This window comes from Okeania sp. SIO1H4 (assembly GCF_010672695.1).
GTDB lineage: Bacteria > Cyanobacteriota > Cyanobacteriia > Cyanobacteriales > Microcoleaceae > Okeania > Okeania hirsuta.
Genome location: NZ_JAAHGB010000031.1, coordinates 60,659 through 75,210, shown reverse-complemented (window position 1 = coordinate 75,210; position 14,552 = coordinate 60,659). Strand labels below are relative to the sequence as shown.

Annotated in this window: 8 protein-coding genes; 5 read left to right on the top strand and 3 right to left on the bottom strand. The window is 35.4% G+C overall.

Translation table 11 applies throughout. From position 1 onward, the window contains the following. The first annotated feature begins 786 nt into the window (after window positions 1-786). From F6K06_RS19465 to F6K06_RS19450, 4 genes are all read left to right on the top strand, one after another. Window positions 787-1,368: a DegT/DnrJ/EryC1/StrS aminotransferase family protein gene (locus F6K06_RS19465; protein WP_287242836.1), complete on the top strand. Its 582-nt coding sequence runs from the start codon at window positions 787-789 to the stop codon at window positions 1,366-1,368. 723 nt (window positions 1,369-2,091) lie between these two features. Then, entirely contained in the window at window positions 2,092-3,897 is a 1,806-nt protein-coding gene (locus F6K06_RS19460; RefSeq protein ID WP_124144241.1) for an LA_3751/LA_3752 family putative glycosyltransferase, read from the top strand. A 699-nt stretch (window positions 3,898-4,596) separates the two neighbouring features. Next, the gene (locus tag F6K06_RS19455; protein WP_124144242.1) at window positions 4,597-5,361 is read left to right on the top strand and encodes a polyprenol monophosphomannose synthase; all 765 of its coding nucleotides are present in this window, start codon (window positions 4,597-4,599) and stop codon (window positions 5,359-5,361) included. Window positions 5,362-6,137: 776 nt separating this feature from the next. After that, a complete protein-coding gene (locus F6K06_RS19450; RefSeq protein ID WP_124144243.1) occupies window positions 6,138-8,003 on the top strand; it encodes an HTTM domain-containing protein in 1,866 nt (621 codons plus the stop codon). A 286-nt stretch (window positions 8,004-8,289) separates the two neighbouring features. Here F6K06_RS19450 and F6K06_RS19445 read toward each other — a convergent pair whose 3' ends face one another. Both F6K06_RS19445 and F6K06_RS19440 read right to left on the bottom strand, forming a co-directional pair. After that, window positions 8,290-10,422: a tetratricopeptide repeat protein gene (locus F6K06_RS19445; RefSeq protein ID WP_287242830.1), complete on the bottom strand. Its 2,133-nt coding sequence runs from the start codon at window positions 10,420-10,422 to the stop codon at window positions 8,290-8,292. A 105-nt stretch (window positions 10,423-10,527) separates the two neighbouring features. Continuing rightward, complete coding sequence (locus F6K06_RS19440) at window positions 10,528-11,025, bottom strand: hypothetical protein (RefSeq protein WP_124144244.1); 498 nt, start codon at window positions 11,023-11,025, stop codon at window positions 10,528-10,530. Between the two features lie 463 nt (window positions 11,026-11,488). Here F6K06_RS19440 and F6K06_RS19435 point away from each other — a divergent pair, with 463 nt between their 5' ends. Then, window positions 11,489-12,244, top strand: a complete 756-nt coding sequence (locus tag F6K06_RS19435; RefSeq protein ID WP_124144245.1) for a choice-of-anchor K domain-containing protein — start codon at window positions 11,489-11,491, stop codon at window positions 12,242-12,244. Between the two features lie 129 nt (window positions 12,245-12,373). On the opposite strand, the gene typA is transcribed toward F6K06_RS19435, so the two are convergent. Next, entirely contained in the window at window positions 12,374-14,164 is a 1,791-nt protein-coding gene (gene typA / locus F6K06_RS19430) for a translational GTPase TypA (RefSeq protein WP_124144246.1), read from the bottom strand. Window positions 14,165-14,552 lie beyond the last annotated feature (388 nt).

Below are 14,552 nucleotides of genomic sequence, written 5' to 3'. Positions count from 1 at the left end.
AAGACCCAGCTAAATGTCCTTTGAACTCTTATCCAATAATGGTTTTGAGCTGCTTGTAACCCTGTGAGGTCAAGGGCATTATTGGGTTTTTAGTCATTTGTCAAAAAAATTAGATGCGTTTTCCCTGGTTTACTTTCTTACGAAATGCTAGGCAAACAAGGAAGCATTGTATTCGGACAAGTTGTTTACTCTTTATTTATTGTAGCAAAGAACGAGTTGCTTAGGACACAGACTGACGATCAACCTTAGACAGCAAGACAGAGGAATGTTTTTCCCACTGTTGCCTATTCCCTGCTATAGACTTGAACCTGGACTGGGACTAATATCATGTCCGGTTGAACAATTATAAATAATTAGGGAGGAGACAGGAGACAGGAGATAGGAGATATGGAAAAAAGTGTTTTCATCACTAATTATCCGGACATGGTATAACTCATATCTACTTGATGTAGTTTTTCTGTGCTATCCCCTAATGTCTTTAGCCTAAGCTAAGTAGGTAGGTGTTGAAAATTATCGTTATGAAAAGGCAGGAGGCAGAGGGCAGGAGGCAGAAGGGAAGATAGTTTTTGGCAAATTTACTTTTCGTTACATACTTCTGTTTTTTTGCACCGTTCTACTTATTTTTTTATTTTGAATAGGTAATGGACACTTTGAATAAGTAAATGAACGGATAGGTGAGCAGAAAAATGAACGATTAGGCTAGAATTTTTGTGGTATTATTAATGAGGAAGCCAAACTAATTTATACAAGACTTACGCGTCAGGTAGGAAAAACTAGGATTTGAGATTGCTGTCCGTTAAACACGTTACGACTGGTGAAGGAGGAATGATTGTTACTGATGATGAAATACTAGCTGAAAAATGTCGGTCTTTGAGAAATCTTTGTTTTCAACCACAACAACGTTTTATCCATGAAGAATTAGGTTGGAATTTACGCATGACTAACCTACAAGCAGCATTAGGTTTGGCACAATTAGAAAGGTTAGATGAATTTATCCAGCGTAAGCGAAATATGGGTAAACTTTATACTGAACTTTTAGCAGATGTTTCTGAATTAGAATTACCTCTGACAAAAACAGAATATGCTGATAATATTTACTGGGTTTATGGGGTTGTACTCAAAGATTCTGTTTCTTTTGATGCTAAAGAAGCAATGAAAAAATTGCGCGAACAAAAAATAGGTACTCGTCCTTTTTTCTGGTGTATGCACGAACAACCAGTATTCCAAAAAATGGGATTATTTAAGCAAGAATCTTGCCCTGTAGCTGAAAATATAGCAAGACGTGGATTTTATCTTCCTAGTGGTTTAGCTTTAAGTAACCAACAAATACAAACAGTTGTAAAATCATTAAAAACAATTTTTGCTTAATTATATTAATAGGTATTTAGGTGTTATATTATGTCCGGTTGAATAGTTATAAATAATAAAGGAGGAAGACCGAGTCAGGAAGACCGAGTCAGGAGGGAAAAAGAGGAGAAAGTTTTTTCATCACTAATTATCCGGACACGATATTATACCATTTATCAAGAGTAATGCTATATTTGGAAAGTGTCAAAATAAGCCTCAAAATAGCAAAGATGATTAAAGGCTTACATCACGTCAATAAATAGTATTTAGAAATAGAAATTTCAAGTAGAGCAAAGTTTTTGAGAATTGGTATTAGGTTTTCAAGTCGTAGGTTTTATACCAATTTAAAAAAAGAATTATACAAAATGGAAAGGTAGAGATTTATGCTTAAATTTTTAACCATTCAGTCGCTAGCATTCTGCCATGAAATTTCATCATTTATTGTATTTAAACGAGGAATTAAAATTAAGATTGAGCGATAATTAAAAGCCTGGGAAAAGGATTAATCATCAGCTAACTTTAGCTATTTATGTTTATTTTCATTGCTGATAACCCAGTTCCTCTGCAGGAGGCTATCTGACCGCTAATAGCTGTTTGCACAGCATTCCGCAGGAAATGCTTACTTTAAAATTAGCTCTCTCCAATGGTAGAAGCTACCTCTTTATATAATTTCCCCACCCTTTTTTTTCTTCTTTATTTCTTCCTTCTTCCTTCTTCCTTATTTTATAAATGGATGACAAATTTATGATAATTATCAAAGAACAATTATCTTGGCTAATAATATTAGCAGGAATTATTTATTCCTTGTATTTATTTTCTCAAGTCGCTTATGGTGCATTTTTTAATGGTGATTCTGGACTAAAAGCTTTATTAGCAAAACAATTAAGTAGTGGTAAATTGCGTTTTGACTTAATTCCATCTGAAGAAAAATGGGTGAAAGAACTTTGGAATCAAGGACTTTATCCCTATGAAAAACCGTTTGTTTTTTGTTTAAATAATCGCTACTACATTTCTTTCCCCTTTACTTTTTCTTTAATTACTGCGCCTTTCTATAAACTTTTTGGTTATAGAGGTTTATATCTGATTCCTGTAGTTTCTACCTGGGTTGTTTGGATAACTTTTAATTTAATTTGTCAATCTTTGAACTTTAACGTTATTAATACAAATCTAGGATTAATTGCTCTAATTTTTGCTTCAAATCTAACTTTATATAGTGCGATGTATTGGGAACATACATTAGCTATTGCCCTTTGTTTTGCGGGAATGAGTTTTTTCTTTATCCCTCAAATGTCTATATTTAATGTCATCATCACTGGATGTTTAGTTGGATTATCAGTTTGGGTTAGATCTGAATTTTTCGCTATGGTTGGTGCTTTGACAATAGTTGTTATTTTACAAGCATTTTCTCAAAATAATTTACTAGCAGCTTTAACAAATTCCAATAATTTCAACTGGCAGGATCTATATCTGAATTTGCAAGTACCAGTTTTCTACTTAATCAGTATGTTTTTGGTGGTCGGTGCTTTTTTAGTAACGAACAAAATTATTTATGGATATTTTTTAGGTCTTCATTCTCTGTTAGTGCTGGAAGAATTTTCCCTATCAAGAAGAATCGAAGAATTTAAAATAATTATTCAATTTTTAACTAAGTCTTTAATAGAATATTTTCCTCTAACCATTTTTCCTATATTTTACATTCTGTTATTTGGCAGAGAAAATTCTCCTGATTTATTGAATGTTAATTTAATGATTGCTGCCCTTGTGTCAATAGGCATAATAATAACAGGATTTCAATTCATCAAAGGAGGTGTAAGAGAACTAAAAAATCAAATAAAAAAATGGTTGATTCCTTTGATAGCAACAATTTTATGGTTTTATTTCATGAGTAAAACAAGTGTAGAAGTGAATAATCAGATAACAATTATTTATTTGATATGTTTATTTTTTGTGGTAGGAGTATCTCTTTTAGTTGATATAGCACCTGATGAATTTACAGTTGGAGGAAAACAATGGGGACCAAGATATTTATTAATCCTTCTCCCCCTTATTTCTTTGATGGTGATTGAACAATTACAATACTTTCAAAATTTATCATCAACTATATTCTATTATGTTGCTTTATTTACTGTTTTGACTTTTGTAGCTTTAGGCATATACAAAAACCTATATTTAGGAACAATATACATAAATAAAAACAGCAAAGATATTGAGCCGACAATTCAGTTTTTAGCTAAAAATACTGACCCTGTGGTTGCTGTTTCTCATCAACACGCAGCCCAAGCATTAGAGTTTTCTTTGCCGTCAAAAACTTTATTATTTCGTGCTGAAGAAAGCAAAGATTTATTAAATTTAGCTCAAGCATTGTTACAAAAAAGCTTAGATAAATTCACTTACATTTGTTATCCCCATCGTGTCTGTCGTCCATTAACAGAAGCCACTGAAAAACTTCAATTTAGTCAAAATAATCAATTATTTCAGGTGAAGTTAAATAATTTAGGAACCCATGGTAAATATCCTATTTATCAAGGAGAAATTGTTGAAATAAGTTAAGATAGCAATTCTAATATTGGTGAGGTACAAAATTCGTTTGTTTTAGGGAGTAGGGAGTAGTAATTCGATAAACAGGGGATATAAAAAAACAAGGTAGTGGTGCATTGTAATGGTGGTCTATTGTAATTATGTTGGTCAAGGAAACGGTAGTGGGAGCATTTTGCTCCCATGAAGCAGCGCTATTCATCCTCATCTACCATTACTATGTAGGACTACCAAAAAGAAAAACAACTGTATCTCACTAATTTAAGAAACGCTATATACATTTATTTTGGAAATAGTAAATATGAAGTTTAAAGGGAACATAAAATAGGGAAAATAGGGAAATAAAGGAGATGATATAAGACACAGAAATGAAAAATTTTATTATGCCTAATTAATGAGACTTGACCAGAACACTCTTTTTAAAATCTATATCTATAATTTCCAATTTAAATGCGCAACAGCTTAAAGCAATTAAGTTTTTCAAAATAGGTAAGAATTTAGCTATTAGCTGCCAGCTCTCAGCTCTTATAAGGGGAATTTAATATATAGACTTTAAAAGCTGCTTTTATAGTAAAATTTAATTCTCATTCAATTAGTAAAGCTTTTATCTAGAACTAAAAAGAAGCAATAGCTGATGGCTGAATGCTGACGGCTGTTTGCGCAGCATTCCGGAGGAAATGCTTACCAAAATAGTAAAAAAATAAAAAAAAAATTATGTCTAATCAATTAGTTTGCACTGTTTTACCTACTTTCAATGAAAAAGATAATATTCGTCCTTTAATTGAAACTTTAATAGCTAGCGTGCCTCATCCTTATCTCATTTTAGTCGTAGATGATAATTCTCCAGATGGTACTTGGAAAATAGTCGAAGAAATTGCCCATAATTACCCCCTTTCTCTTCAAGATGACAGTTTTAAATCTGGTGTAGAATTAATTAAACGTATTGACGAAAAAGGTTTAACTTCAGCAATTCAAAGAGGAATAAATGAAGCGATCGCTACTTATGATGCTAAAATTATTACCTGGATGGATTGTGATTTATCTATGCCACCAGAAGATGTACCTAAGTTAGTCAAAGTAATAAGAGAAGGGAATGCAGATGTGGCAGTAGGTTCTCGTTGGATAAAAGGTGGAAAAGATATTGCTCATGGTATGATGGCTCGTATCTTAAGCTGGATTATCAATAATTATGCGATGTTATTTCTGGGTAATCAAGTACATGATTATACCAGTGGTTTTATTGCAGCACGAAGTGAAGTATTAAAGAAAATTCCTTTAAAAGGTGATTATGGAGAATATTGTATTGATTTATTATGTCGTTCTTTTCGTTTAGGTTATCATTTGGTAGAAGTACCTTATGTTTGTGTACCTCGCACTACAGGAGAAAGTAAAACAGGGATTAATTTGTTAGATTATTTAGATAAAGGACGTGATTATGTAACAACAGTTTGGCGACTTTGGCGGCAAAAAGAAGCTTAACGAAGTCAAAATTCAAAAGTCAAAATTCAAAAGTCAAAAGTTAGAAGTTACAGTATATTTCGGGGAAATAAAGTCAGAAGTTACAGTATATTTCGGGCAAATGAGGTACAGGTTAATTAATTGATAATTACCTCTCGTTAAAACCGTCCTTCCAATAAGAGCGCGAACAAAAAACTTTCTCCTTTTACTACTCTTTCTTCTTCTTTCTTCTCTCCTGACTCCTAAATAATTAAGATTAATATCATACACTAATTCACCAACGCCAAAATAGGTAGTTTTGCTAATCTGTCTTGTACAAAACTTCTTGATAATTAATCGCTTAATAAACCATAATTATTGCTCTGCTGATTAAATATAAAAGCATTGACAAATAAAAAAAAGTTGGGTGCATCTCAATGCGTGAATAAAGCCAAAAATTTATCGCTTTTAGGGAACAGGGAACAGGGAATATATAGGAAAAAAGTATTTTTTTTTGCACATATTAAAGATACACCCTATTAATCCCTATTTATTGAGTACAATTACTTATCGCTTAATTGAGATGCACCCAAAAAGTTCCTTTTTGGAATCGAAAAAAGTGCAAATTTATCAGCTATTCATGCTCAAAAAGGAGCGTATTTTAGGCAAAAGTTGGGCAGAAAAATCATTCTTACAATTCTTACTTCTACCTCCTCGCTCCCGAACCATTTCTCCTGTCTCCTGTCTCCTGTCTCCTGTCTCCTACCCCCTACTAAAAGACTTTTTCAGCAAACCCATAATTAATAATTCGGTAAATTATGAGCAAACCCAATTTTTTTTCTCTTTTAAAATTAGATGAAATTATCGGTTTAGATTTACGATCGCTTGCCATATTTCGGATTGGTTTAGCGTTAATGACCCTTACGGATATAATTATTCGTTCTCAAGCTTTAAATGCTCATTATACTGATAATGGACTTTTACCACGTTCTGCTCTAATCGATATGCTTAATCCTTGGGATTGGTCAATTAATTTAATTAGCGGTCATCCCTTCATACAAGGATTAATATTTGCAGTAGCTATATTCTTTGCTTTAGCTATGTTATTCGGTTATCGTACCAGACTAGCAACTATTGCTACTTGGGCATTAATAATCTCTCTAAATAATCGTAATCCAGTATTAATTTTTGCCGCAGATCATGTGTTGCGGGCAATGCTTTTTTGGTCAATGTTTTTACCATTAGGTGCTTGTTATTCAATAGATAGTGCCCTTAATTCTGCCCGTAATCCTTTACCTAAAAGAGTATGCAGTGGAGCAACTTTAGCTTTTTTAATTCAACTTTGTTATATCTATATTTGGTCGGCAGCTTTTAAAACCAAAAGTGACATTTGGTGGCCTGATGGAGACGCTGTTTATTACTCATTAAGTTTTGACCAATATTCCACAGCATTTGGTCAATTTTTATTGAGTTTTCCTCAAGAAATTTTAAAATTACTGACTATTTCTGCACTGATTTTTGAGTGGGTTGGTCCGTTAATCATATTTATCCCTTTTCGGAATGCTTTATTTCGTTGTATAGCAATAGTTTCTTTTGTCTTATTACATATTGGTTTTGAACTATGTTTTCACATCGGCATTTTAAGTTATCTAAGTATTGTTAATTGGTTAGCATTAACACCTAGTGTAATTTGGGATAAAGCAGAACAAAAAATAGAAAATCAACAACGTCAAGGATTAACCATTTATTACGATGCTGATTGTGGTTTTTGTAAAAAAGTAGTTTATTTATTGCGTACCTTCTTAATTTTGCCGAAAACCCCTATATTAATGGCACAAGATTATCCATCTATTTATGAGGATATGTTAGCCGAAAATTCTTGGGTAGTAGAAGATTGGCAACAAAATCGTTACTTCAAATGGGAAGGAATAATTTATGTAGTGAGTTTATCTCCTTTATTTAGTTTTCTTGTACCTATCTTAAAATGGCAACCTTTAAAATCTTTAGGTACTAAAATTTATGAAACAATTGCTTCTAATCGTCAATTTGCAGGCAAGTTTACTGCACCTTTAAAATTTCGACCAATTGAAGTTTGCCCTTCCTTAATTTTAAACCTTATTACTATTACTTTACTTCTACTTACTACGATGTGGAATTTTAGAAGTTTTGTCAAACAAACCTATGCTTCGCGTCAAGAGCAGAAAAATGATTGGATTACAGCTAGTCATAAACTACTAAATAGACGAACTCTTCAATATATTCATCCTATTGGTTACATGACTCGTTTAGATCAAACATGGAGTATTTTTGCTCCGGCGCCGCCAAGAGATGATGGTTGGCACGTCATTGAAGGTAAATTAAAAGATGGAAGTACAGTCAATGTTTTAGCAGAAAAACAACCAATTAGTTGGGATAAACCAAATATTAAACAGCGCCAAGAACTTTATGAAACAATTCAATGGCGAGTTTATTTTATTACTCTTAACCGTGCAGTAGGAAAAAAATTATATCCTGATTATGCAGCTTATCTTTGTCGTCAATGGAATTCTACTCATAAAGGTCAAAAACAATTAGATGGTTTAATTATTTACTATATGGATGAAAGAACTGTACCTCCTAATGAAATACAAACAGTTGAAAAAACAGTTCATTATGAAAAATCTTGTTCAAATAAGAGCGAATAGTTAGGGTTTGCGCTCAAAAGTCTTTTAGTAGAGGTAGGAGACAGGAGACAGGAGACAGGAGAAATGGGAATGAGCGAGGAGGTAGGAGTAAGAATTGTCCCTCAATTTTTCTGTCCGAAGGTTTGCCTTTTATGCTAACTTTTTGAGGGTTTTAGACTAAAACCAGCGCACTTTTTGGGGATTAAAGAAGGCTCAAACCTTTAGTTGTCAATGCTTTGAGATTAGAACGGTAAGCCCTAGTTATATCATGTCCGGATAATCAGTTATAAAAAAGCCTTCTGCCTTCCTAAATTGCTTCATTCTCCATTTGTGACAAAATCTGCAAACTCCTTTCATCTGATAACTCCTGTTGACGACTTTCCCTGGCAACTTGCTGCAAAAATTTGAGATAATTCTCTAAACCAGTCTGACTATTAGGATGTTCTTGTCCTAGTTGTGAAAACAAAATAGCTAAAGCTTGCAGATATAATGGTTTTGCTTCCGAGTATTTCCCTTGAGATTCATATAATCCTGCTAAGTTGTTGAGACTGGTGGCAATATCTGGATGATTAGGAGGCAGGGCGATTTTGTCGATTTCTATGGCTTGTTGATACAATGGTTCCGCTGCTTGGTATTTCCCTTGAGAATAATATAATTTTGCCAAGTTGTTGAGACTGGAGGCAATATCTGGATGATTAGGAGGCAGGGCGATTTTGTCGATTTCAATGGCTTGTTGGTACAATGGTTCCGCTGCTTGGTATTTCCCTTGAGAACGATATAATCCTGCTAGGTTGTTGAGACTGGAGGCAATATCTGGATGATTAGGAGGCAGGGCGATTTTGTCGATTTCAATGGCTTGTTGGTACAATGGTTCCGCTGCTTGGTATTTCCCTTGAGAACGATATAATCCTGCTAGGTTGTTGAGACTGGAGGCAAGATAGGGATGATTAGAAGGCAGGGCGATTTTGAGGATTTCTATGGCTTGTTGGTACAATGGTTCCGCTACTTGGTATTTCCCTTGAGATTTATATAAACCTGCTAGGTTGTTGAGGTTGGTGGCAAGGGATGGATGATTAGGAGGCAGGGCGATTTTGAGGATTTCAATGGCTTGTTGGTACAATGGTTCCGCTGCTTGGTATTTCCCTTGAGATTTATATAAACCTGCTAGGTTGTTGTATAGAGTCGCAACATCAGCATTATCTTTGTCTAAACATTTTTCAGCTATTTCCCTACACTTGACTAACCAAGTTTCTGCCTGTGAGTAAAATCCTTGATATTCATAAAAGCTACCCAATTTAATAAAAGGAACAATCAAATCATCATCGCTCAAATACTCAGTCAAATGTTTTGCCACTTCCTCAATATGGGGAATACCAACTTCAACTTCCTTTACTTGCTCCCGTGTAATATTCTGGGGAATTTTCCATGCCGCCCCCACCATCCCCACAACAAAACCACGTTTCAACTCATCCACCCCTGGATATTCTCTCAATTTCATCTGCAAAAATTTCCGCACCAGAGGATGCAAACTATAAACCCCAGACTCAACATTCTTAACTAAATGGAGATTTAGCAGATCCCCAAGAGCAATTTCCCACACTTCCAACACTTTATCATCTTCTATCCTATCCAAAAACAAACGAAAAGGTGCCAAAGCATACAACCCCAACAACAAACTTATTACTTGAGTCTGAGCATCCAACCTATCCCAACTCAAAGCGATCGCCTCTGCCACACCATGAGGATAATTAATCAACTCATTAGCAGACATTGCCCGATGTTCCAGACTTTTTCCCTGTAAACGCTGGAGCATTTTTGTCAAAGCTGAATTATCTCTATTCAAAGACTCCCAATACTCATCCAAATACCGCCCCACCAATTCGATCGCCAGAGGCAAATAACCCAACCATTTCAACAACTCCCTTGCCTTTGCTTCCTGGGGTTCCTGCAAAACTCTATCTCTACCCAATATAGACTTTAACAACTGCATCGCTGCCAAAGGTTTCAACACATCCAGAGGCAACTCCCGAAATGCCTTGCCAAAACTTTTACGGGTAGTCAGCAGTACCCGAAACCGAGATAAGTCTGGAGGCAAAAAAGGCTTTACCTGAGATTTGTAGTCAGTCACATCATTATAAATAAGTAACGCCTCCCCCTCAGACCAATTTTGCCAACAGTAGCGCAACTTTAAATCTTCCTCCTCCGGTAGAATAAGTCCGAGATTATTCTCAGCAAACCTGAGTATCTGAATACCCACATTTTCTGTAGGTACTTCCAACCAACAAATACCACCAGGGTAAGCAGACTTATTAGCATGAGCGTATCGACGGGAAAGTTCCGTTTTACCAACACCCCCCATTCCAGAAATAGAAGCAATAGCAACCCGTTGATGATTTTTTAGCAATTCGTGGAGTTGGGCAAGTTCCTTTTCCCTACCCACAAAAACTTTATTATCTAAACCTTCCTCCCCAGGAATATAGTATTTTTGGTTAGGATGTTGAAATTGGGTACTTTTCTTTATCGGTGCCCTTCCCGACGACTGCTGTCAAAAGGTAACTTGACCTTGAAACGTGGGATTTTGAATAACTACATTATTATTATTATCCGTACTTACAGAATTATTATTATTATCCGTATTTACAGAACCCCCAGTAATACTGCTTCCCTGAAACAAAGCACTAATTTTCTGAGCAGTTATCCCTTGAGACTTTATTTCTTCCAACTTCGCCTCAAGATTTTTCACATATTCTGGATATTCCTCTTTAGCAACCGCAACTACATCAATAATATCTTGCTTAAGTTCAGGGTTTTGATTTGCCACTGCCTCCATTTCCCGTATCGCTTGCTCAAAATCTCCAGGAAAAGGATTTTCCCGTGCAGGTTTCAAAGCAGCAAAAGTATTCGCAGGCATTCTTTTTATCCCTTGCCATAACTTACCCAAATTTTCGGTAGTCTTTTCTCCTAAACCTTCCCCTGTTTTTTCCACATATTTAGTTAAAAAGTGGTAGGCGATCGCTACTGCCGTCAGTTCTATCGGTTCCATTTTCCAGAGTCCTTTTTAGATAGTTAAAAGTAGCTTCTTATCCTAAAATATCGATTCCGGAAAATTATAGAGTTTAATAATATTAGCAAATACAAATAGAGGTACTGCATAAGCACTTTCAATAATTAATAATTAATAATTAATAACTAACAATTACCTCTCCTGGAAAAGAAGAGGCTTTAAACCTTAATTATTCGGTAAGTATTAAACCGGACGCGATATAAATATCTTGATAATTAGTTATCATGAAAATTCAATAGTCAATATTCTATATCCTATTTCTACAAATTTGCCATTCTTTATAGAAATAGATAGAAATAGAATGAATTTTTTGCAAGATTCTTATTGCGTATTTTTACTGATTTTATAAGTGTTAAACTGAATTATATAAGTTCTCTGTCCTATTCAAATTTCAATCCTGATATTGCCTCAGAGAAATCAAAAAAAGGAGAGTAAATCAATAATGAACATACCTAAACTTTTAACAACCTTAGTAGCAACTACTACTATCTTATTTGCAGCAACAGAAAACGCCCAAGCTATTACTTTTTCTGGAACATCATCTGGATCTTGGGGTTTACCCGTTGTATCTACTGGTGTAGAATCTCTCTCCGATGAAAACGGTGGGACAAATAACAGATTAACTTGGGGAATTGCTGCCACTACATCGTTCAGAAATTATGTTCAGTATGATGGCTTAAGTTTCAGCACGGATGTAAATACTTTATTTGCTGTTGGTGATTTAACTTATCGTAATGGTGTTACTTACTATGGTTTTAATGGAGACTTTCCTCTAGAGGTTGAACTGTCTTTTACTAATCCTTTCAACAATGCAGAAAGCTTCAACTACACCTTCAATATTTTCAATACTCCTAACATCTACAACGACCCAGTTTTAGATGGAGATATACTTCTTTTTACTGCTAATGGTCTGACAAATGATTCTTTTAACTTTGCTGGAGTAGATTACACGTTGAAATTAGCTGGTTTTTCTAGTGACGGTGGTAATACTTTTCTTGGTGTGTTTAATTCCCCAGAAGATTCAGTAGCAAATGCAATATTATATGCTGAAATTATCAAGGTTGATGTTCCCGAACCCACAACAATAATTGCTCTGGGTTTATTCGGTATTTACTTAACAGGTTCATTACACATCTCTAGAAAAGAGGCAACAGGCAACAGGCAACAGGCAACAGGATACATAATTGACAGTTTATAGATAAGAATTGCTTTTATTTTTGGAGATGTCTATGTTGTCGCTCAAGTGCAACGTCAGGAGGATATCAATCAATTGTTATTAGCAGTGTCAGTCTAGTAGGGTGTGAAGTTACACACCCTACAAAATTAATTATCTCTTCACCAACTTCTTACTCACCTTCCGCAACCGAACTGACTCAGGAGTAATCTCCACCAACTCATCCGGTCCGATATATTCCAAAGCTCGCTCCAAACTCATATCCACAGGCGTTTGCAACTGCACCAATTCATCCCCAGTTGCAGAACGATGGTTAGTCAACTGCTTAGTTTTGCACACATTCAAATCCAAATCTTGAGGACGGTTATGCTCCCCTACAATCATACCCTTATAAACCTTAGTACCAGGAGTAATGAAAAACACTCCACGGTCTTCAGCATTTTTCAACGCATAAAAAGTTGCCACACCTTCCTCAAATACAATAATCACCCCATTGCGTCGCGCCTCAATTTCACCAATAAACGGACGATAATCTAAGAAACTGTGGTTCATAATACCTTCCCCGCGAGTCAAACGCATAAACTCACCCCGGAAACCAATCAAACCACGAGCAGGAACAGAAAAATCTAACTGAGTACGACCATTTGTACCCACCTGCATATTCTGCATTTCACCTTTGCGTTGACCTATTCTTTCAATACAACCACCAACAGCATCTTCAGGAACATCCATTACTAAAAGTTCAAATGGTTCGCATGGTTGACCATTTACTTCTCGATAAATAACTTGAGGTTGGGAAACTTGAAACTCATAACCTTCTCGACGCATGGTTTCAATCAAAATACCTAAGTGTAGTTCCCCACGACCAGAAACAGAAAATTTCTCTGGAGAGTCAGTTTCCTCTACTCGCAATGCAACATTAGTTTCTAACTCTCGCATCAAGCGATCGCGTACTTGTCGAGAAGTTACAAATTTTCCTTCCTTACCAGCAAATGGAGAGTCATTTACAGAGAAAGTCATTTGCAGAGTAGGTTCATCTACTTTAATTAAAGGTAGTGCTTGAGGTTCATTAGGACAAGTAATAGTTTCACCAATATTAGCATCACTAAATCCAGCAACTGCCACAAGATTACCAGCAGCAGCTTCTTCAATGTCAATGCGTGCCAGACCTTCAAACCCCATTAGTTTGGAAATTTTTGATTTGACAATACTCCCATCTTCTTTGACAATTGCTGCTTGTTGCCCAGACCTAATCACACCATTGTGAATGCGACCTACAACTATTCTGCCCAAATATTCTGAATAGTCAAGAGTTGTTACCTGCAACTGTAGAGGTTTTTCCGGGTCTCCCACTGGTGGTGGGACATGATCTAAAATAGCATCGAATAAACACTGCATATCTGTTGATTCTACATCCAGTTCTTTTTTAGCGTAACCTGCCAAACCAGAGGCAAACAGATAGGGAAAGTCACATTGGTCATCATCTGCTCCCAGTTCTATAAATAGGTCTAGAACTTTATCCACCGCAGCGTGGGGGTCAGCTCGGGGACGGTCAATTTTGTTGACGATAACTATGGGCCGTAATCCTTTTTCCAGAGCTTTTTTGAGGACGAAGCGAGTTTGAGGCATTGGGCCTTCATTAGCATCAACAATGAGCAAACAACCGTCAACCATACCCAGGACTCGTTCTACTTCTCCTCCAAAGTCAGCGTGACCGGGGGTATCAACAATATTAATTAGAGTATCCTTGTATCTTACGGCAGTATTTTTGGAAAGAATTGTAATCCCACGTTCCCTTTCCAAGTCGTTGGAGTCCATTACACAATCAGGAACCTCTTCCCCTTCGCGGAAGATACCGGATTGTTTGAGGAGTGAGTCAACTAGGGTTGTTTTGCCATGGTCAACGTGGGCGATGATGGCTACGTTGCGAATAGGAAGAGACATAAGAAGTTTTGATTACAACTATTAGTGTTAAGTTTATTTAACTATTGTACCTGACAGAAGACAAAGATGGGCTAAGTGTAATCTTCAAATTATTTTCAAGTCTCACTATTACTATTACTATATTGATAATAATTTCATTAGCATTCATACTTACTTATTTTCATTTATAAGTATTTTCATATTAAGTATAAACTTTATTTCACAAATAAAAAGTGATGTAATTTACTTTTGATAGCTTCTTTGAGTTGATAGTTATTTTTATTTTTATAGATAAAAATTGGCATCTAATCTAAATAGCAAGTTCATTTATTTATTCATTCCTTAAGCTTGTATTTTTTGCCAATAAATCTGATATTTAATTAAAGATTTATTTAAGATTTTCTACAAT